This window comes from Photobacterium sp. SKA34, from assembly GCF_000153325.1.
Taxonomy (GTDB): domain Bacteria; phylum Pseudomonadota; class Gammaproteobacteria; order Enterobacterales; family Vibrionaceae; genus Photobacterium.
Map to the genome: position 1 here is coordinate 219,229 of NZ_CH724144.1, position 18,021 is coordinate 237,249.

The following is an 18,021-nucleotide window of genomic DNA, read 5'->3' on the forward strand; positions in this document are numbered from 1 at the left end:
GGTTGTTTTTTATAGCAGATGTTAGAAATGAAAAAACGGCAACATAGCGTTTGTTGCCATTATAAGAAAGGCTTAAAATCAATAGGAAAACTAGATTTCCCAGCTAAGGTCGTTTTTTATTTTACTGGCAACAGGCATTAAGTTTTGACCCTTATCGCCAACAATAATCAAACTTGCCTCTCTGATTGGTACGACTAAACTTTCATTATTATTGTCTTTAGAGTTAGAAATGGTATGACTTGGAGTAGGAACAACAAATACCGTGACTTTACCTTGAGGTGAGTCCACCACTATATGTAATGATCGTTTGCCATCAAAGCCACAATAATTCACATAATAAATGTGCCCAGGTAAATCTTTCATTTCCGTTCCAAAAGATTGCAGTTTGGCATTTACTTGTTGCAACGTTGCTTTTTCATCAATGTTATCAACAAATTGTGCTTCATAAGAAACATGTTCAAGCGCGACATTGGCAAGACTATTGATTGGCAGTTGTTGGCTTGGTAACAAATTCATTTGCCCAAAAAAGAGACCTATAGCAAAAGCAACAGAGGCTGCGAGGCCATAAGACCAATAGCTCTGAATTCCTTTCTTGCTTGTTTCTTCTCCAGCTTGATGAAATAAAATTCTATCAGCCAGATCATCAGGCACATCGACTTTTAGCGCTTGCTCTAATTGCATATCAAGCTGTTGTAATTCATCGGCAAACTTTTTATTTGCGATAGATTGATGTTTACATGCCGTCACTTTGGGATCATTATCATGTGGATCAGCTAATAATCTCCGTCTAAATTCTAGTTCATCCATTCTGATTCCCCCTTTTTGACTCTTTGTTTTCAAGTTGCTCTTTTAATTGATTACGGGCTCGAAATAAGCGAGTCATCACAGTATTTCGGTTTAGTTCGAGGATCTCTGCAATTTCATCACCATTAAAGCCAGCCATGACCTGTAAAATGAGTGGTTCTCTATACTCTGGTGCTAAATTCATGATTAAACGTTGGAGCATATGTTGCTCTGTATTCATTTCAACACTTGGGGTGGAATCTGCAATTGCATGGTCATCAATATCAACCAGATCAAATTGCTTTCTTTCAAACCGACGTGCGTTTTCACGCCGAAGTATCGTAATTAACCATGCCTTAGCGGCTTTATCATCCTGTAGGCTATCAAGGGAGCGCCATGCGCGTAAGCATGTTTCTTGTACCAAGTCTTCAGCAATATGCTGGTCGTGGCACAACCAATATGCGTAACGGTAGAGATCCCGATGCCAAGCCCTAACAAGGGCCTCGTATCTTCTTTGTTTGTCCATATTTAAAGAGACCGAGGAATCATGTTTTTTCTTACCAAAAAAATTTTTGATCATGACAATATCCGTCGTTGTCCTTACGAGAGCCTATAAATAGATAGAGCTATAGGTGTTTACGCTTCTTTTTTTAAATTAAGCTGAGAATTCGCACTAAAATTGATCTGGTTCAAAATTTGATTCTAGCAGCGCGTTATAGTGACTGCGTCATCTGATAGCGAGATGGTGGGTTGCAAAACCGGCTATTGTTATGCTATCTGTTGAGCAAGATGACAACTTCCTTTTGAAGGCTGACTTTACTTTCTCTTATCAGGTTTTCCTGATTTGCAATTAGCTTTATGTTGATTGACTTATTCATTACGCAGATTGCTTTCCGCGTGAATTATGACCATACCTTATAAGGTATGGTTTTTTTTTGCCTATTTTTCTCTTCTTTCTCTAGTTTTATATCTTTATCTAACACTTTCTTTAATTATCTGCATTTTACTGCTTAATAGCGTTTTAAAACTGAGAGGGTAGATCACAATCTTTGACACTTCTCCCGTTAAATTTAAACACTTGATTGAATTTGGTAACATTTAGCTTACAATTGTGAGGTCTGACCTCTAGTGCACGGTGTGCCAAACGGCTTACTGTAAGCCAAATTATCAAAGGAGTTGCGATGACACGTCTCCAAAATCTTACTACTCGTCAGGGGGAACGTATTGCCGTTGTTAGCGGTTTACGTACTCCATTTGCTCGTCAAGCTACCGCTTTCGATGGCGTTCCTGCTTTGGATCTCGGAAAGTTGGTTGTCAATGATATGCTACAAACGCTTGATTTTGATCCGATGCTCATTGAGCAAGTGGTATTCGGGCAAGTGGTGCAAATGCCAGAAGCGCCAAATATCGCCCGTGAGATCGTCCTCGGTACTGGTATGAACATTCATACAGATGCTTACAGTGTTACCCGTGCCTGTGCCACTAGTTTTCAAGCGGCTGCCAATGTCGCCGAAAGTATCATTTCAGGCACTATCGATATTGGGATCGCTGGTGGCGCTGATTCATCCTCGGTACTACCCATTGGTGTGAGTAAAAAAATGGCAGCTACTTTGCTTGCACTAAGCAAGGCGAAAACCATGTCAAAACGCATTAAGCTATTAAGTTCGCTTAGCATGAAAGATTTAATGCCTGTGCCGCCTGCCGTTGCTGAATATTCAACAGGATTGAGCATGGGACAAACCGCAGAGCAGATGGCAAAAACACATGGTATTAGCCGTGAAGAACAAGACGCACTTGCTCACCGCTCGCATACATTAGCGGCGCAAGCATGGCGAGATGGTTTGATCCGTGATGAAGTGATGACGGCATTCCCACAACCTTATCGCCAGTGGATAGACAAAGATAACAACATTCGTGAAGAATCTACCCTTGAATCTTATGCCAAATTACGACCAGCCTTTGATCGTAAATATGGTTCAGTCACAGCAGCAAATGCGACGCCATTAACGGATGGGGCAGCAGCAATACTGATGATGCGAGAAGGACGAGCTAAGGAATTAGGGTTAACACCATTAGGCTATATTCGCTCCTACGCTTTTTCCGCTATAGGGGTTGAAAGCGATATGCTGATGGGACCTTCTTATGCGACACCCGTCGCGCTGGAACGTGCTGGTTTAAATTTATCTGATCTAACCTTGATTGATATGCATGAAGCTTTTGCAGCCCAAACATTAGCAAATTTAAAAATGTTTGCTTCTACTAAGTTTGCGCGTGAAAAATTAGGGCGTATTGATGCGATTGGTGAAGTAGATATGGATAAATTCAATGTGTTAGGTGGCTCATTGGCTTATGGACATCCTTTTGCAGCAACAGGCGCACGTATGATCACCCAAACGCTACGTGAATTAAAACGTCGTGGTGGTGGTTTTGCATTAAATACAGCATGTGCAGCTGGTGGTTTAGGTGCGGCAATGATTTTGGAGGCTGAATAATGACGCAATCTGCATTTAGTTTATCGTACAGTGATAATGGTGTTGCTTGGCTAAAAATTGATGTGCCAAATGAGAAAATGAACACCTTACAAGCTGAGTTTTCAGAGCAAATAACGTCAGTACTCGCAGAGCTTAAAGCGCGTTCAGATATTAAAGGGCTTGTTGTTCATTCTGGGAAGCCTGATAACTTTGTCGCTGGGGCTGATATTCGCATGTTATCAGCCTGTGAAACAGCACAAGAGGCACAAGCCTTAGCTAAAAAAGGACAGATTTTATTTTCACAGTTAGAGCAACTGCCTTTTCATGTGGTTGCTGCGATTCACGGCCCATGTTTAGGGGGCGGTTTAGAGCTTGCTCTTGCTTGTCATAGCCGAGTTTGTAGTGATGGTGATAAAACGCGATTAGGTTTACCAGAAGTACAATTGGGGTTACTCCCTGGCTCTGGAGGTACTCAGCGTTTACCTCGTTTGATTGGCGTGGCTAATGCGCTTGATATGATTTTATCGGGTAAGCAATTACGCGCGAAAAAAGCGGTGAAGTTGGGGGTGATTGATCAAGTTGTCCCTGAAAGTATTTTATTAAATGTTGCCGAGCAAATGGCTTTATCGCCAAAACCTAGCCGCAAATCATCTATGCAAAATTGGGCATTGGGCGGAAATCCATTAGGTCGCTCAGTGGTGTTTGATCAAGCAGCGAAAAAAGCATATGAGAAAACACGTGGGAATTACCCTGCCGTCGATGCCATTTTAGAAGTTGTGAAATATGGCTTACAACATGGGATGGAAAAAGGGTTAGAACAAGAGGCTAAAGTATTTGGTGAATTAGTGATGTCACCGGAATCCGCCGCGCTTCGTAGTATCTTTTTTGCCACAACAGCAATGAAAAAAGAAACGGGTTCAGAGGCTGAGCCATTAACTGTCGAACGAGTCGCTGTTTTGGGTGGCGGTTTAATGGGCGGTGGTATTAGCCATGTTACAGCAACGAAAGCGGGTTATCCGGTACGGATCAAAGATATCAGTAATGATGGTATCCAAAATGCGCTAGCGTACAATTTCAAGCTACTTGAGAAAAAACGTAAGCGTAAAATTATCTCGAAAGCCACATTACAAAAACAAATGCTGACTATGACAGGTGGGACTGATTTTACTGGCTTTAATCAGGCAGATGTAGTGATTGAAGCGGTATTTGAAGATTTAGCACTTAAACATCAAATGGTAAAGGATGTTGAAGAGCATGCAAAACCAACCACGATTTTTGCCACGAATACATCCTCATTGCCGATCAATCAAATAGCACAAGCGGCAGAGCATCCTGAGAATGTTGTAGGTCTTCACTATTTTAGCCCAGTAGAAAAAATGCCATTAGTTGAGGTGATTCCACATCAAGGCACGGAAACGGGAAGTGGAACATCAGAAGAGACGATTGCAACGGTTGTCGCCTTGGCGAAAAAACAAGGTAAAACCCCGATAGTGGTCGGTGATAAAGCAGGCTTTTACGTTAATCGTATACTAGCGCCCTACATGAATGAAGCGGCACGCGTACTGCTAAGTGGTGAGCCGATTGAACACATAGATACAGCTCTACTTAATTTTGGTTTCCCTGTTGGGCCAATCACATTATTGGATGAAGTTGGTGTTGATGTTGGCGCGAAGATAAGCCCTATTCTGTTAGCTGAACTAGGTGATCGATTTGAAGCGCCAGATGTGTTTGATTTATTGCTGAAGGATGATCGCAAGGGACGTAAAAGCGGTAAAGGTTTTTATCGTTATAATACCAAGAAAAAAGAAGTCGATAAGTCGGTTTATAAGCTGCTTGAGTTGGAACCAAAGATTAAGGAATCTGAAACTGAAATCGCAGTTCGTTGTAGTTTAATGATGCTGAATGAAGCGGCGAGATGTTTAGATGAAGGCGTGATCCGTTCGGCAAGAGATGGTGATATTGGTGCTATTTTCGGTATCGGTTTCCCACCGTTCTTAGGCGGGCCATTCCGTTATATGGATCATATCGGGATAACGCGTGTTGTTGATATGCTAAACGAGTACACAGATAAGTATGGTGATCGTTTTAAACCATGTGAGCGATTACTTGAGATGGTTCAAGGTAATCTTAAATTTTACAATGACTAACTATCATCGATAGAACTAAAAAAGCCACCATGGTGGCTTTTACTTTTATTAGGTAAAACCCTTAAAACTTTAAGGTTTCATTTAAATGAAAAATGATTGTCACAAAAAGAAGGAATGATAAGCGACTCAAAAATATTAATCTTTAAAAAGAAATATAATGAAACTTTCTACTATATTTATTGCTTTAAGTTGTACATTTTCAATGCATGTTAATGCATTTGATTTATCCTTACATAATAATAGCTCTCGTGACAACCTCACTCCATATATTGACAATAGCCCCGATTCATCTTTAGGCTTTTTAAAAGTTAATGAAGTTCGACACTTTAATAATAAAACACCTTTTGTCGTAGACTCTCTTTCAGAGGGAGATATTGTTCCAGTGTCATTATGGGATCCAGTAAATCAAGAGCATATTAATTGTGGTGAAATTGAGCTTAAAGGAAGTAAAAGTTTATTCATTGAAAATAAAGAAGGATATATTGTTTGTAAGAGCGATTTAAAAAAAGAAAAAACGCCTAACTTTACTGAAATAAGCCTTTTAGATTTTGAAAATAACACGCCATATTTTTCACTTAATGATAGCCAATACGTAAAAGGTTTTCATAGTGCTAGAGCATTACGTCTCTCATCATTAAATGATACTTTAAAAATTGATTCGGCTAAACGGGTTGCAAATAATTCACTTTCTTTTTGGTTTAAACCCGAAAAAAATGAGCTGAATAATAATGAGACGCGAATCTTAATGACAGGGCCTGGCTTTTCACTTTTAGTCAATGAAAAAGGCGAAATTGGTATTTCACGTCAAGTTACAACTCATGAAGAGTGGGGGCATGTTTGGTATTTTGAACCAGTTAATAAGTTTTTTGAATTAGCATTATCAGAAAAGTGGCACCAGATAGGGTTAACATTTGATCGCCATAACGTAACACTTTTTATTGATGGTAAGTTTATTTCGAAATTTAGAAGTCCATATGTTATTGACTGTAAAACAGATGAATTTATTTACTTAGGAAAGCAATCTTTAAGAATGGAAGATGGAACCGAGAAAGCTTATCTTCCAGCTAAAGGCGCTATTGATAATTTGCATATTTTTCAGGGTAAGCTAAGCCATGAGCAAATGCATGTTCTTTTCCTCGGCGATCTAAAGAAAAAATACTCACCACTTGCGATAAGTCGCTCTTTGCCTTCAAATGGTATGAAAAATATACCATTTGAAAATGTTACACTTAAGTGGTTTCCCCATAAAGTCATCAATAGAGTTACAAATAATACCTCTTATAAAATACAGATTTCAGAGGATGCTAATTTTAATGATCTGATTGATGAACAAGTAACAACAGATACTTTTTATAAGCCTGAATCACTTGAGCCTAATACTCGCTATTATTGGCGTGTTGTAATTAATAATGAAAAACAGTCGAGTAAAAGTATTGTATGGAGTTTTAAAACCGCAAGGCTTAAACATAAACCAGATCGTCTTACTGTAATGGAATTTAATACGCTAGGAAAAAGTGCATCAGGTACGGAGGTTGCGCCTGTTCATGGTTCCGAATATGCGGCTGAGATTATACGTAATAATAATGCTGATATTATTTCCTTTCAAGAAGGTAATAATATGTGTAAAACAGTTGCTGAATTATTGGATTACAATTTCATTAAAGTACCTGATAGTAATAGAAAATATGATCCATGTCTGTTGAGCAGGTATCCGATTGTAGGAGAGTCATATCCTGCACAAGGAAAAAATAATAATAGAATATCGGCTCATATTGAATTACCTGATAAAGAAATCATAGAGTTTAGTATTTTGCATCCAAGCTCTACAAATACGGGTGAGAAGTTGGTGTGGGATAATACAAAAACCGATGATGAGTGCATCGAGGCAGAAAGAAGCTCTCGTATTGATGATCTTCAATTAGTGATGAATATTTTAGACTCTCAATCTGATATTCAAAATATGTTTATTGCTGCTGATTTGAACTCTGTATCAGTGCTTGATTTTACAGAAGAAACCCGTTCAATTCACAATGGAAGGGGGGCAATGGAGTGGCCAGTAACATCAATGTTACGTGATTATGGATGGATCGATAGTTATAGAAAAACACATCCTGATCCTTTAAAAGATCAAGGGATTACCTTCAGTCATCGTCACCCGTTTGCAGCACAAGGTCGTATTGATTACGTATTTAGTCGTGGTGAGAAGTTTATCCCTATTTCTTCAAAAGTTATTTTTTCTCATCCAGCGATGTGGATAACAGATCATAATGTCCTATCGACAACTTATAAGGTAAATAAACAAAATTAATCCTGATTAAAATTAAGGCTCATTAAATATAAATTGCTATTTAATGAGCCTTTCTACAACCTAATCTTTTAGTTAAGAAGCCGTACTTTGAAATTTTGATACAGAATCAATAGGAGTACCAATATCGAGCACTTCTGAATCGATATGAGCATTGCCCTTGTAGTACATCACTAAACGATTTGCGGTGCGGGGCTTTATGGTATCTACTATAAATTTGATCATATCAACTCGATCGAGATTTTTTAACTCATCAACCACTCGCTGACGTTGATTGAACGTTTCATCTTTGTTGCCAATACTGACCCAAAAGCGTTGAGCACGAGAACGTAAGTTCGTATCAGGTTCTGAAATTTGTGCAATTAAACCTTGCTTACTGTCTTGCCATTGCGCTTCATTCAACTCGAGCAATACGAGCGCAAAAGCATTGGTAAAATCATCAATTGCCTCTGATAAGTAACTTGGATCGGCAACAGGTGATTGAATATATAAGATCAACCCAGGATGACGATTAAGTGGTAGATTGGCTGTTCCTACCATATACCCCAGTTGTTGTTTCGTACGTAACTCATGGAAGAACGTGGTCGACATTAAATGATTAGCTAACGTATAAATTGCAATTTGCTCAGGTGTGGTTTCCTGAGATTGGTAATACATTAAGATTGCAGAATCTTCATGATTACAATCTAACTCATACGTTAATGTGCCTGCATTGTCTAAATGTACGAGTGGACGTTGTGATTCACCATATAGTTGGTCAGTCACTCGGAATGCATCTTTTAATATTTCTGCTAATGCTAACGCATCTTTTTTTAGCCAATTGCCATACACAAAGGCATCAATATGCAGCTCTGCAAACATTTCATCAACGAAGCCTGGTAGCTCATCTAACTCAATGGATTCTAATGCTTCAATCATAACTGGATAGGGCGGGTTATTGGGTTGTAGTAATCCTGTTAGCTGATTAAACAATTGTGAAATCGGTTTATCTTCAGCTGCGTTACGCCAATTACGTAGCATTTGTGCTTTGATATTGTTAAAGCGATCTTTATCAAATGTTCGCCCGGCAAAGCGCTCAAGTATCAGCTTCATAAGCAAAGGTTGTTTTTCACTAAAGCCAGATAACTGAAGCGTAACGCCTCCTTGGTGAGCATAAAGGTTATAAGACATACCTGTTATTTCAGCGGGATAAGCGGTCTCATTTATCGCTTCTAATAGCATTTCAACACAAAGGCGAGTTTTTACGATATTTCGTGGTGAACTCACTGCCTGTGGACTATCAATAGCAACATAAACAACACCTTTAGGAACACGGAAATCATGTTCTTGTTTATGCCATAAACGAAATCCTGGTAAATCTTGAATTAACTGAGGAGGTAATTCTGAGCCAGACTCGAGTGGTAAAGGCTCAAAATTATCACAAAGATAAATATTGCGCTCGGGTAGTGTTAACTCAGGATCCAGTTCAATATCTTGCCATAACGCTTTTTGTTCCGCGGTAAATGGTGTTACTGAGTAAGGCGTGTCATACCATTGAGCGGTGCGATCATAATGACCACCTTGAGCAACTAAAGTTAATCGCATATTGGTTGGCTCGAGATAATCTAAGATCTGCTCGATTAAGGAATGATCGTATTGCTCCATCATATAATCACCGTATATGATATCTTCCGGTTTATAATGCAACAGATTTAAAACCAAATAACTGACAGTATCTAATGGACGGCTTTTTTCTTGATAGCGGAAAGCCATTTCAAGTACAGCTTTCTTCTCTTGTTGTCGCCATTGAGCTAAGCCATGTAGCTTGATGAGTTTAAGACACTGAAAAACGCTAGTGACTATCTCGTCAATGTGATCTTGACCTTTCGGTGTTAAATTCAAACCTACGGTAAATTCTCTGAAATTACTGCCGCTAACCCCACCACCGGCGGTTAAGGTATTAATAAAGCCTCGTTTTTTGAGAACTGACATCAAACTACCTTGACCTTCATTGCCTAATAAGTGGGCAATATAAGATAAGGGTTTCGCGGTATAAAACTCATCTACACATGGCAGAGAAAATGAAAGCGTTAACTTTCGTAGCTCTTTTATTGGTTCAATTTGAATAAATTGTTGTTGTTCTTTTTCGGTCACAAACGGCGTAGTAAGCGGTGTTTTTACTACATCTGTTTTGGGAATATGGCTAAAAAAGTCATTCGTGAATTGTTCTAATTCATCTAATGACTGGGGGCCTAATAAGACTAAGCCCATTACATCCGCAGAATAATGTTGATGATAAAAAGCTAATAAATCATCCCGTACGGATTTGCCATCACGATCGTCTAGTGTCGTAAGATCACCGACTGAAAACTTAGCAAAAGGGTGCTCTGGATTAATGGTTTCTTTTTGTACTTGATAAAGGCGGCGAACATCATCTTTTATTTTTAATTTGTATTCAGAATCAACAGCTTGCCTTTCTTTGTCAATAGCTTCTTCATTAAATAATGGTGCGGTAAAAAACTGCCCAAAACGATCTAATCCCTCTTCAAAAGCATGAGGGCTAACTTCGAAGAAAAACGTCGTGTTTTCTGTTCCCGTCCATGCGTTGTTACTCCCGCCACTACGATTGATGAAAGTTTGAAACTCCCCAACCCGCGGATATTTTTCTGTACCGAGAAACAGCATATGTTCGAGAAAGTGTGCCATACCTTGACGATCAATAGGATCGTCAAAATGACCAATTTCGACGGATAAGGCAGCAGCGGAGCGAGGCGCTTCAGCATCATGAACCAGCAATACGCGTAGTTCATTCGCTAAAGTAAGATAGCGATACTGCTTGTGATCATTTGGGCTTATATGCACAGGAAGAGCCTATTTTTAAAGGAGAATTGGATCAATTATGACCCTCAATACACAGACTGGCAAACTGATAGTTAACTTTATTTACGTAGTTATGAGCGCGGTATGAAAACTTAACGTCAAGGCTTAATCCTACTTTAATTAATGATTTGTTCAGGTTGGCTAACCTTGTCACGGATTCGTTATCAAATTTGCGTAAGGAGTATGCGATATGAAAGGGAGTTGCTAGCATGATAGAGAGATATGTTGAAAAAATGCATTAGCATGTCAATTAGTAATAAAATGAGCTTTATTATCACAACTAATTGAACGACCTGTTTAACGAAGAGAAACGGAAACTTATGCGAATTTATATTATGCGTCACGGTGAAGCTGAAAATTTTGCTGCAAGTGATGCAGAGCGCCCGTTGACAAAGCGCGGTTCACGCCAATCAAAACAGATGGCGGAAATGCTAGCCCAGCAATTAAATCAACCATTAGATACTGTACTGGTGAGTACGTATTTACGCGCGCAACAAACATGGCAATGTATGGAAAGTGTATTACCGGGTGTTGCAAATGTTCAAGTGAGTGATGAGATCACCCCTTATGGTGATGCTGTAACGGTAGTCGATTATTTAAAAGCAATGATTGGTATTGAAAAGCCACAATCGGTTCTATTAGTTTCACATCTACCTCTTGTGGGATATTTGACCTCAGAGCTGGTGGCAGGCATACAGCCCCCTATGTTTAGTACTTCAGCCATTGCTGCAATTGATTACGATCCTGACATGGATAATGCAGAATTGGTTTGGCAAAACGTACCACAATAATATGGCTTTGATGACGGACAATAGGTAAGTGCTGGTTATGGTAAAAGTGTCGTTAATTTCTTTTCTCACTTCGATATTGCTAATGGGCTGCGCTTCTAACGCTGAGCCTATTCGTATTTCAGCAAATGGTATGATCAAGTGGTCAGATGGACGAAAAGAAGGTATGCATGTATCGAGTACGGGAAGCACATTAACCTTTGCTAATTATTCCAACGCTATCGGTGAAGGGCCTATTCGTATTTTTGCGCGTATTGATAGTGCACGAAATGATGACTGTGAATACTTTTACGATGAAACAGTGATTAAACGGCGTTTAAAAATATGCGCCACTGGAGAAGTGACGCTATTTAATCACGGTAAAGTAGTGAAGGTTGGACATATAATAAAACCAAGCTATTAAAATAGAACAACCGAGTAAGTGATATTGCGATGCGCGTCTTGCTTACTCGATGTTCTTTTATCTTTCAGGTATTTCGATAAGTACGAGTAGTGCACCATTCCCACCAAATTCAAGGGGAGCTTGGTGAAAAGCGAGTACATCGGGATGTTGAGCCAACCACATCGGCGCTTTTTGTTTCAATATATGTTTTCCAATGCCGTGCATCACACACGCACAAGACACATTCTCTTTTATACAGGCTGCAATCATAGCGGCGAGCTCTCGCTTGGCTTCTTGTTGCGTCATGCCGTGCATATCCAAATAAATGTCAGGTACGTAAACACCACGACGTAACTTTTTTACTTCATACTTAGAAACGCCATCGCGCGCATATTGCACTGGGCCATTTTCATTAAGATGAGGTTCAAACTCATCTGAGAAATAAAACTCATGGTTTTGACTTTCTTTCCCCATGACTTTTGCTTTATCAGCTTTTGTTGTCTGTTTGCGTGGCGTGATTATGGTATCATGCGAAAACTTTTTTACGCCTTTTATCGCATCTTTGAAGAGAGCCATCTCTTCATCAATGTTTGGATCTTTTTTACTCATAATGAAATTCCAACAACTATATAGCGGTAATGTCGCATTTTTCGGAGGCTATTTTGGATAAGATTTTTGTCGACGAAGCTGTCAACGAACTTCATACATTGCAAGACATGTTACGTTGGACGGTAAGTCGTTTCAATGCCGCAGGTCTATTTTATGGTCACGGTACCGATAATGCGTGGGATGAAGCGGTTCAGCTTGTTCTTCCTACATTGTATTTACCGTTAGATGTTCCACCTGAAGTTCGAGATTCTCGTTTAACTCGTAGTGAGCGTCAGAGTATTGTTGAGCGCGTTATTCGCCGTATCGACGATCGCACACCAGTATCATACCTAACAAACATTGCTTATTTCTGTGGTATGGAATTCTTCGTTGATGAGCGTGTTCTTATTCCACGTTCTCCGATTGGCGAATTGATTGAAAACCGTTTTGAGCCACTTTTAAGCCAAGAGCCTACACGTATTATGGATTTATGTACGGGAAGTGGTTGTATTGGTATTGCGTGTGCGCATATGTTCCCAGAAGCGGAAGTGGATATCGTTGATATTTCACCTGAGGCACTGGCTGTTGCAGAGCAGAATATCGCTGATCACGGTTTAGAGCAACAAGTGATCCCACTTCGTTCTGATTTGCTTCGTGATGTACCAAAAGATAAGTATGACTTTATTGTGTCTAATCCACCGTATGTGGATCAAGAAGATATGGATAGTCTACCTGATGAGTTCCGTCACGAGCCTGAACTCGGTCTTGCGGCAGGTTTTGATGGTTTAGATTTAGTGCGTCGTATTTTAGCGAATGCACCTGATTATCTAAAAGATGATGGCTTCTTGATCTGTGAAGTGGGTAACTCGATGATCCACATGGAAGATCAATATCCGCATATTCCATTCACATGGTTAGAGTTTGAAAATGGTGGTCATGGTGTGTTTTTGTTAACACGTGATCAGCTTGTTGATTGTGCAGATGATTTTTCGGCTTTTCGCGACTAATTAAAGCGCAGTTAAACACGATTAAGAAAAAACGGCATGATGGTTACTTTCTCAGTACCATCATGCCGTTTTTATATGTCACTCAGTGGTTATTATGATTATGCTTGCTGCGCTTGCTTTTCTTTCAGAGCATTCATCACAGTGGTTTTATGATCTAAGTAATCATTAAGTCCTGCTCGGCGCAAATCACAAGATGGGCAATCACCACAACCGTCACCAATAATACCGTTATAGCAAGTTAGTGTTTTTTCACGAACATAGTCTAGTTTTTGGTATTGATCTGCTAATGCCCATGTTTCTGCTTTATTTAGCCACATTAAGGGGGTTGCAATCGTTAATGGGCGATCCATTCCGAGTACTAATGATTGGTTTAATGACTTAACAAATTCATCACGGCAATCAGGGTAGCCAGAAAAGTCAGTTTCACATACACCGGTAATAACGGTTTCTGCACCAATTTGGTAGGCGTAAATACCTGCCAAGGTTAAAAATAGAATATTACGACCAGGAACAAAGGAGTTCGGTAATCCGTTTTCTTGTAGTTCATGAGAGACAGCAATATTGTCACGTGTTAGTGAACTAATGGCTAATTCATTTAATAAACCGACATCCATTACTTTATGTGCTGTTACGCCAAGATCTTTAGCAATAGCTTCTGCTACTTCAATCTCTAATTTATGGCGTTGACCATAATCAAATGTAATACAGTGTACTTCATCGTAATGCGCCAGAGCTTGAATAAGGCACGTAGTCGAATCTTGACCGCCACTGAAAACAACAACTGCTTTTGACATTTAAGTGTTCCTTTTTTGAAAAATTACCGAGAAACAGTCGGTAGATAGACATTCTTTAGAACGTCTATCTATGCTAACTCAGCTGTTGTCTGCTGCAAAGTTTTAGATGTAATAGACGAAAAAAAGCCGTACATAAAGTACGGCAAAATAACGTATCGCGTTTAATGATTATCCAAGTTAAGGCTGTACTTGGTTTATCAACGTTCAACGTACACAGACACAAAGTTTAAAATAGAGGGGGAGGCGCTGTGGCTAACCTCCCCAAGGGGTTGTTCATTTAAGCGTGATACTTACCATTGACCGAGTTTTTCCAATTGTTCTAACTGTTCGGTATATGCTGATAAATCGCCAATGTTTGCACTGATCCATTCTGGATTGTAGTAGGTGTCAAGGTAACGCTCGCCACTATCACACAATAGCGTAACGATAGAGCCTGTTTCTCCACGTTGTTTCATTTCAGCCGCGATTTGTAATACACCAAATAGGTTTGTCCCTGTTGATGCACCGGCTTTACGGCCAATAATTTTTTCTAACCAGTGAATAGTTGCAACACTTGCAGCATCTGGGATCTTGCGCATTTCATTGATCACATCAGGAATAAAGCTTGGTTCAACTCTAGGGCGACCAATACCTTCAATACGGCTGCCTGTGTTGCCTATAATTGTATTATCACGTTGCATAAAGTAATCGTGGAATACTGAGTTCTCTGGATCAACAACACACAGTTGCGTTGGTTGCATTTGGTAACGAATATAACGACCAATTGTTGCTGATGTACCACCAGTACCTGGACTCATTACAATCCAACTTGGGATAGGGAAGCGCTCTAACTTCATTTGGTCAAAAATACTGTTAGCAATGTTGTTATTACCACGCCAGTCGGTGGCACGTTCAGCATAGGTAAATTGATCCATGTAATGACCATTTAACTCTTTTGCTAAACGGCGAGATTCGTCATAAATCGCAGCAGGAGAGTCAACAAAATGGGCGCTACCACCATAAAATTTAATTTGTTCTATTTTTTTACACGCTGTTTTACGTGGCACTACAGCAATAAATGGTAACCCAAGTAAACGTGCAAAATAGGCTTCAGAAACAGCAGTACTACCTGATGATGATTCAATGATCGGTGTACCTTCTTTAATCCAACCGTTACATAAAGCGTATAGGAATAACGAGCGAGCAAGACGGTGCTTTAAGCTTCCTGTTGGGTGCGTGCTTTCATCTTTAAGATAAATATCAATACCGTCTAGGCTAGGTAACTCTAATTTAATTAAGTGGGTATCTGCTGAGCGTTGGTAATCAGCATCAATTTTACGAATGGCGTTATTAACCCATTGATTGTTTAGTTGTTGTGTCATAGCGTGACTCCACTGTATTGATTTTATTATTGTTGTTGTATTTATGTTGATTGCTTAACAATTATATTACCAAGTTATAGAGAAAAGTCTTTGCTTTGTTTTGCAATAAAACGATAAAATTTAGAAAATATTTCTATTTAATTGCTTTTCGGTGGTATGAGATGTCAAGTTTAGATGCTGTAGATAGAACATTACTGCGTTTATTGCAAAAAGATGCAACGCTAGCGTTATCTGAATTAGCAGAAGCTGTTAATTTAACGACCACGCCATGCTGGAAAAGGCTAAAGCGTTTAGAAGAAGATGGAATATTACGTCAACGTGTTGCACTATTAGATGCTGCAAAACTTGGACTATCTTTTATAGCATTTGTGCAGATTAAAACCAGTAATCATTCTAAGGAATGGTATAACGGTTTTGTTCATGCCGTTGAAGAGTTCCCAGAAGTTATGGAATTCTACCGTATGGCAGGCGATTACGATTACATGATGAAAGTACAAGTAGCTGATATGCAGGCTTTTGATCTGTTTTATAAGAAATTGGTGAACAGCATTGAGGGGCTAACGAATGTAACATCGACATTTGCAATGGAGCCCCTTAAGTACACCACAGCATTACCACTTTAGATTATATAATCAAGGCAGCCACTATTTATTACTAGTGGCTGCCTTGATTGCGTTAACCTTAAGACGATGAGTTTATCGTTGACGGATCAAACCTTCTTGAACAGCTGATGCAACGAGTTCGCCTTTTTGGTTATAAACCTCACCACGAACAATACCACGAGAGCCACTAGACGATGGGCTATCAATAGCGTAAAGCAGCCATTCATCCATCTTAAATGGACGGTGAAACCACATTGAATGATCAATAGTAGCCACTTGCATATTAGGGCTAAATAACGTTACACCATGTGGATGCATTGATGTCACAAGAAAGCCCCAATCAGACGCATACGCCAATAAATAGTGATGGATATTAAGATCGTCTGGCATCGTGCCATTGGCTTTAATCCATAAGTATTGTTTTGGTTCAGCAACGGTTGGCTTTAATGGATTAATGACGGTTACTGGACGCACTTCAACTGGGCGTTTCTTACCAAATATCTCCACTATTTTGGGTGGTAGATATTGCGCAATGGCGTCAACAAGTTGAGTTTCAGATGCTAAACCTTCAGGCCCTGCTACATTTGGCATTGTTGATTGGTGGTTAAATCCTTCTTCATTTGCTTGGTAAGAAGCGGTTAAGAAAAAGATAGGTTCACCATTCTGAATTGCTTTTACACGACGAGTACTAAAGCTTTTACCATCACGTAATTTTTCCACATCATAAATAATTGGCTTTTCAGGATTACCAGGGCGTAAAAAGTAGCTATGAAAGGAGTGTAAGTAACGTTGTTTTTCTACCGTTTGCTTAGCTGCGGATAAGGACTGCCCAATTACTTGTCCACCATAAACTTGTGGCAGACCAAGGTTTTCACTTTGACCTCTGAAAAGCTCAAGTTCAAGTTGTTCTAACTGTAGAAGATTGAGAAGTTCATTCAGTTCTTTACTCATCTAAGCACCATTAATTATGTTACTATCAGTATGATTTAGGGAAATCAAGTTCAAATAGAGATTGGATTGGTTTTATTATATTTGAGCTTTATAGCAATATAGATTAGGGATTAACAGAGAAGAATATGAAAAATTCTTTTGCATGGTTTGGAGTTTTGATTGTGGCGCTAGTGATCACTGCTTGTACTAACTTAATGCCGACTGATAGTGATGTTGGAACATTAAGTGGAACAGTGAGTTATCGTGAGCGTGTAGTGTTACCGAATAATGCGCGCATTATTGTGTCCTTAGTTGAGCGGTCTACTCAAGCCGATCATGATGCGAATAAAGTTATCAGCCAACATTCATTTTTAGCAGAAGGAGAACAGCCGCCTGTTTCTTTTACGTTGAATTATGTGAAAAGTAAATTAAAGCCAGATACCTTATATCGTGTTATTGCTAAGATTGAAATCAATGATGAAGTGCTATTCAGTAATCAATCAACAGTAGATTTAAGTATTGAACCGTTAAAAACGACACACCTAGATATTCCATTGGTGAAAGTGTAATCCAGCCGTTTTATACAATATTAGCAATGCCCGATTTACTCTATTTCTTTTTATTGAAATAAGAAGGTCGGGCATTTTGTTATTCAGGATACCCATCCCAACGATATACTTTAAGGTTGACTCGTCCTTGTTCCGTCACATTAATCCCTTCATTACGCAATGCTTCTATTTGGCGAGCTCTACCGTCACCACATAATGAGATTTTTCCTTGGCTATTAATAACACGGTGCCAAGGTAACGCTGAACCTTGAGGAAGGTTCGAGAGTAAACGGCCTACTTGACGTGCATAGCCAGGAAATCCTGAAAATTTAGCAATATCGCCATAAGTCGATATTTTACCAATAGGTATTTGATACACTTGGCTGTGGATTTGCTGAGAAAAATCGTCCATATTTATAATTAGAGATTAAAAGTCCCATCTTTTCTTAAACAACA

At 39.4% G+C, this 18,021-nt stretch carries 16 protein-coding genes; 8 read left to right on the forward strand and 8 right to left on the reverse strand.

Going from position 1 to position 18,021, the window contains the following annotated elements; all coding sequences use genetic code 11:
* Positions 1-90: 90 nt before the first annotated feature.
* Both SKA34_RS17355 and SKA34_RS17360 read right to left on the reverse strand, forming a co-directional pair.
* The gene (locus SKA34_RS17355) at positions 91-807 is read right to left on the reverse strand and encodes a DUF3379 family protein (protein ID WP_006646816.1); all 717 of its coding nucleotides are present in this window, start codon (positions 805-807) and stop codon (positions 91-93) included.
* Positions 800-1,363 (reverse strand): sigma-70 family RNA polymerase sigma factor, encoded by a 564-nt coding sequence (locus SKA34_RS17360; protein ID WP_006646817.1) that lies wholly within the window; start codon positions 1,361-1,363, stop codon positions 800-802. The genes SKA34_RS17355 and SKA34_RS17360 overlap by 8 nt, the downstream gene beginning before the upstream one ends.
* Positions 1,364-1,964: 601 nt before the next feature.
* Between SKA34_RS17360 and fadI the strand changes: the two genes are divergently transcribed.
* The 3 genes from fadI to SKA34_RS17375 all read left to right on the forward strand — a co-directional run bounded on the left by fadI (position 1,965) and on the right by SKA34_RS17375 (position 7,709).
* Positions 1,965-3,275 (forward strand): acetyl-CoA C-acyltransferase FadI, encoded by a 1,311-nt coding sequence (gene fadI / locus SKA34_RS17365; protein WP_006646819.1) that lies wholly within the window; start codon positions 1,965-1,967, stop codon positions 3,273-3,275.
* Positions 3,275-5,401, forward strand: coding sequence for a fatty acid oxidation complex subunit alpha FadJ (fadJ, locus tag SKA34_RS17370; protein WP_006646820.1), 2,127 nt, complete (start codon positions 3,275-3,277; stop codon positions 5,399-5,401). Before fadI ends, fadJ begins: the two co-directional genes overlap by 1 nt.
* 157 nt (positions 5,402-5,558) lie before the next feature.
* The gene (locus SKA34_RS17375; RefSeq protein ID WP_006646821.1) at positions 5,559-7,709 is read left to right on the forward strand and encodes an endonuclease/exonuclease/phosphatase family protein; all 2,151 of its coding nucleotides are present in this window, start codon (positions 5,559-5,561) and stop codon (positions 7,707-7,709) included.
* A 72-nt stretch (positions 7,710-7,781) separates the two neighbouring features.
* On the opposite strand, the gene SKA34_RS17380 is transcribed toward SKA34_RS17375, so the two are convergent.
* A complete protein-coding gene (locus SKA34_RS17380; RefSeq protein WP_006646822.1) occupies positions 7,782-10,547 on the reverse strand; it encodes an insulinase family protein in 2,766 nt (921 codons plus the stop codon).
* A gap of 338 nt (positions 10,548-10,885) precedes the next feature.
* Between SKA34_RS17380 and sixA the strand changes: the two genes are divergently transcribed.
* Both sixA and SKA34_RS17390 read left to right on the forward strand, forming a co-directional pair.
* Complete coding sequence (sixA, locus tag SKA34_RS17385) at positions 10,886-11,356, forward strand: phosphohistidine phosphatase SixA (RefSeq protein WP_006646823.1); 471 nt, start codon at positions 10,886-10,888, stop codon at positions 11,354-11,356.
* Between the two features lie 46 nt (positions 11,357-11,402).
* Positions 11,403-11,756, forward strand: coding sequence for a hypothetical protein (locus tag SKA34_RS17390; protein WP_232284289.1), 354 nt, complete (start codon positions 11,403-11,405; stop codon positions 11,754-11,756).
* A gap of 57 nt (positions 11,757-11,813) precedes the next feature.
* Here SKA34_RS17390 and smrB read toward each other — a convergent pair whose 3' ends face one another.
* Entirely contained in the window at positions 11,814-12,344 is a 531-nt protein-coding gene (smrB, locus tag SKA34_RS17395; RefSeq protein ID WP_006646825.1) for an endonuclease SmrB, read from the reverse strand.
* A gap of 53 nt (positions 12,345-12,397) precedes the next feature.
* Between smrB and prmB the strand changes: the two genes are divergently transcribed.
* On the forward strand, positions 12,398-13,330 hold the full coding sequence (gene prmB, locus SKA34_RS17400; protein ID WP_006646826.1) for a 50S ribosomal protein L3 N(5)-glutamine methyltransferase: 933 nt from the start codon (positions 12,398-12,400) through the stop codon (positions 13,328-13,330).
* A 98-nt stretch (positions 13,331-13,428) separates the two neighbouring features.
* Here prmB and queC read toward each other — a convergent pair whose 3' ends face one another.
* Together queC and SKA34_RS17410 are read right to left on the reverse strand one after the other, a co-directional pair.
* Positions 13,429-14,124, reverse strand: a complete 696-nt coding sequence (gene queC / locus SKA34_RS17405; protein ID WP_006646827.1) for a 7-cyano-7-deazaguanine synthase QueC — start codon at positions 14,122-14,124, stop codon at positions 13,429-13,431.
* Positions 14,125-14,414: 290 nt separating this feature from the next.
* Entirely contained in the window at positions 14,415-15,485 is a 1,071-nt protein-coding gene (locus SKA34_RS17410) for a PLP-dependent cysteine synthase family protein (RefSeq protein WP_006646828.1), read from the reverse strand.
* 161 nt (positions 15,486-15,646) lie between these two features.
* Between SKA34_RS17410 and SKA34_RS17415 the strand changes: the two genes are divergently transcribed.
* Positions 15,647-16,108, forward strand: a complete 462-nt coding sequence (locus SKA34_RS17415; protein ID WP_006646829.1) for an Lrp/AsnC family transcriptional regulator — start codon at positions 15,647-15,649, stop codon at positions 16,106-16,108.
* A 72-nt stretch (positions 16,109-16,180) separates the two neighbouring features.
* On the opposite strand, the gene tesB is transcribed toward SKA34_RS17415, so the two are convergent.
* Positions 16,181-17,038, reverse strand: a complete 858-nt coding sequence (tesB, locus tag SKA34_RS17420) for an acyl-CoA thioesterase II (protein ID WP_006646830.1) — start codon at positions 17,036-17,038, stop codon at positions 16,181-16,183.
* 125 nt (positions 17,039-17,163) lie between these two features.
* Between tesB and SKA34_RS17425 the strand changes: the two genes are divergently transcribed.
* Complete coding sequence (locus tag SKA34_RS17425; RefSeq protein WP_006646831.1) at positions 17,164-17,586, forward strand: YbaY family lipoprotein; 423 nt, start codon at positions 17,164-17,166, stop codon at positions 17,584-17,586.
* Between the two features lie 79 nt (positions 17,587-17,665).
* Here the strand turns inward: SKA34_RS17425 and SKA34_RS17430 are convergent, their stop codons facing one another.
* On the reverse strand, positions 17,666-17,977 hold the full coding sequence (locus SKA34_RS17430) for an MGMT family protein (RefSeq protein WP_006646832.1): 312 nt from the start codon (positions 17,975-17,977) through the stop codon (positions 17,666-17,668).
* Between the last annotated feature and the right edge of the window lie 44 nt (positions 17,978-18,021).

Excerpts from the sequence above, each read along its gene's own strand:
- smrB (WP_006646825.1), bottom strand. The coding sequence starts at position 12,344 with ATGAGTAAAAAAGATCCAAACATTGATGAAGAGATGGCTCTCTTCAAA.
- SKA34_RS17415 (WP_006646829.1), top strand. The coding sequence starts at position 15,647 with ATGTCAAGTTTAGATGCTGTAGATAGAACATTACTGCGTTTATTGCAA.
- SKA34_RS17375 (WP_006646821.1), top strand. The coding sequence starts at position 5,559 with ATGAAACTTTCTACTATATTTATTGCTTTAAGTTGTACATTTTCAATG.
- SKA34_RS17355 (WP_006646816.1), bottom strand. The coding sequence starts at position 807 with ATGGATGAACTAGAATTTAGACGGAGATTATTAGCTGATCCACATGAT.
- sixA (WP_006646823.1), top strand. The coding sequence starts at position 10,886 with ATGCGAATTTATATTATGCGTCACGGTGAAGCTGAAAATTTTGCTGCA.
- SKA34_RS17410 (WP_006646828.1), bottom strand. The coding sequence starts at position 15,485 with ATGACACAACAACTAAACAATCAATGGGTTAATAACGCCATTCGTAAA.
- fadI (WP_006646819.1), top strand. The coding sequence starts at position 1,965 with ATGACACGTCTCCAAAATCTTACTACTCGTCAGGGGGAACGTATTGCC.
- tesB (WP_006646830.1), bottom strand. The coding sequence starts at position 17,038 with ATGAGTAAAGAACTGAATGAACTTCTCAATCTTCTACAGTTAGAACAA.
- SKA34_RS17360 (WP_006646817.1), bottom strand. The coding sequence starts at position 1,363 with ATGATCAAAAATTTTTTTGGTAAGAAAAAACATGATTCCTCGGTCTCT.
- fadJ (WP_006646820.1), top strand. The coding sequence starts at position 3,275 with ATGACGCAATCTGCATTTAGTTTATCGTACAGTGATAATGGTGTTGCT.
- SKA34_RS17430 (WP_006646832.1), bottom strand. The coding sequence starts at position 17,977 with ATGGACGATTTTTCTCAGCAAATCCACAGCCAAGTGTATCAAATACCT.
- queC (WP_006646827.1), bottom strand. The coding sequence starts at position 14,124 with ATGTCAAAAGCAGTTGTTGTTTTCAGTGGCGGTCAAGATTCGACTACG.
- SKA34_RS17425 (WP_006646831.1), top strand. The coding sequence starts at position 17,164 with ATGAAAAATTCTTTTGCATGGTTTGGAGTTTTGATTGTGGCGCTAGTG.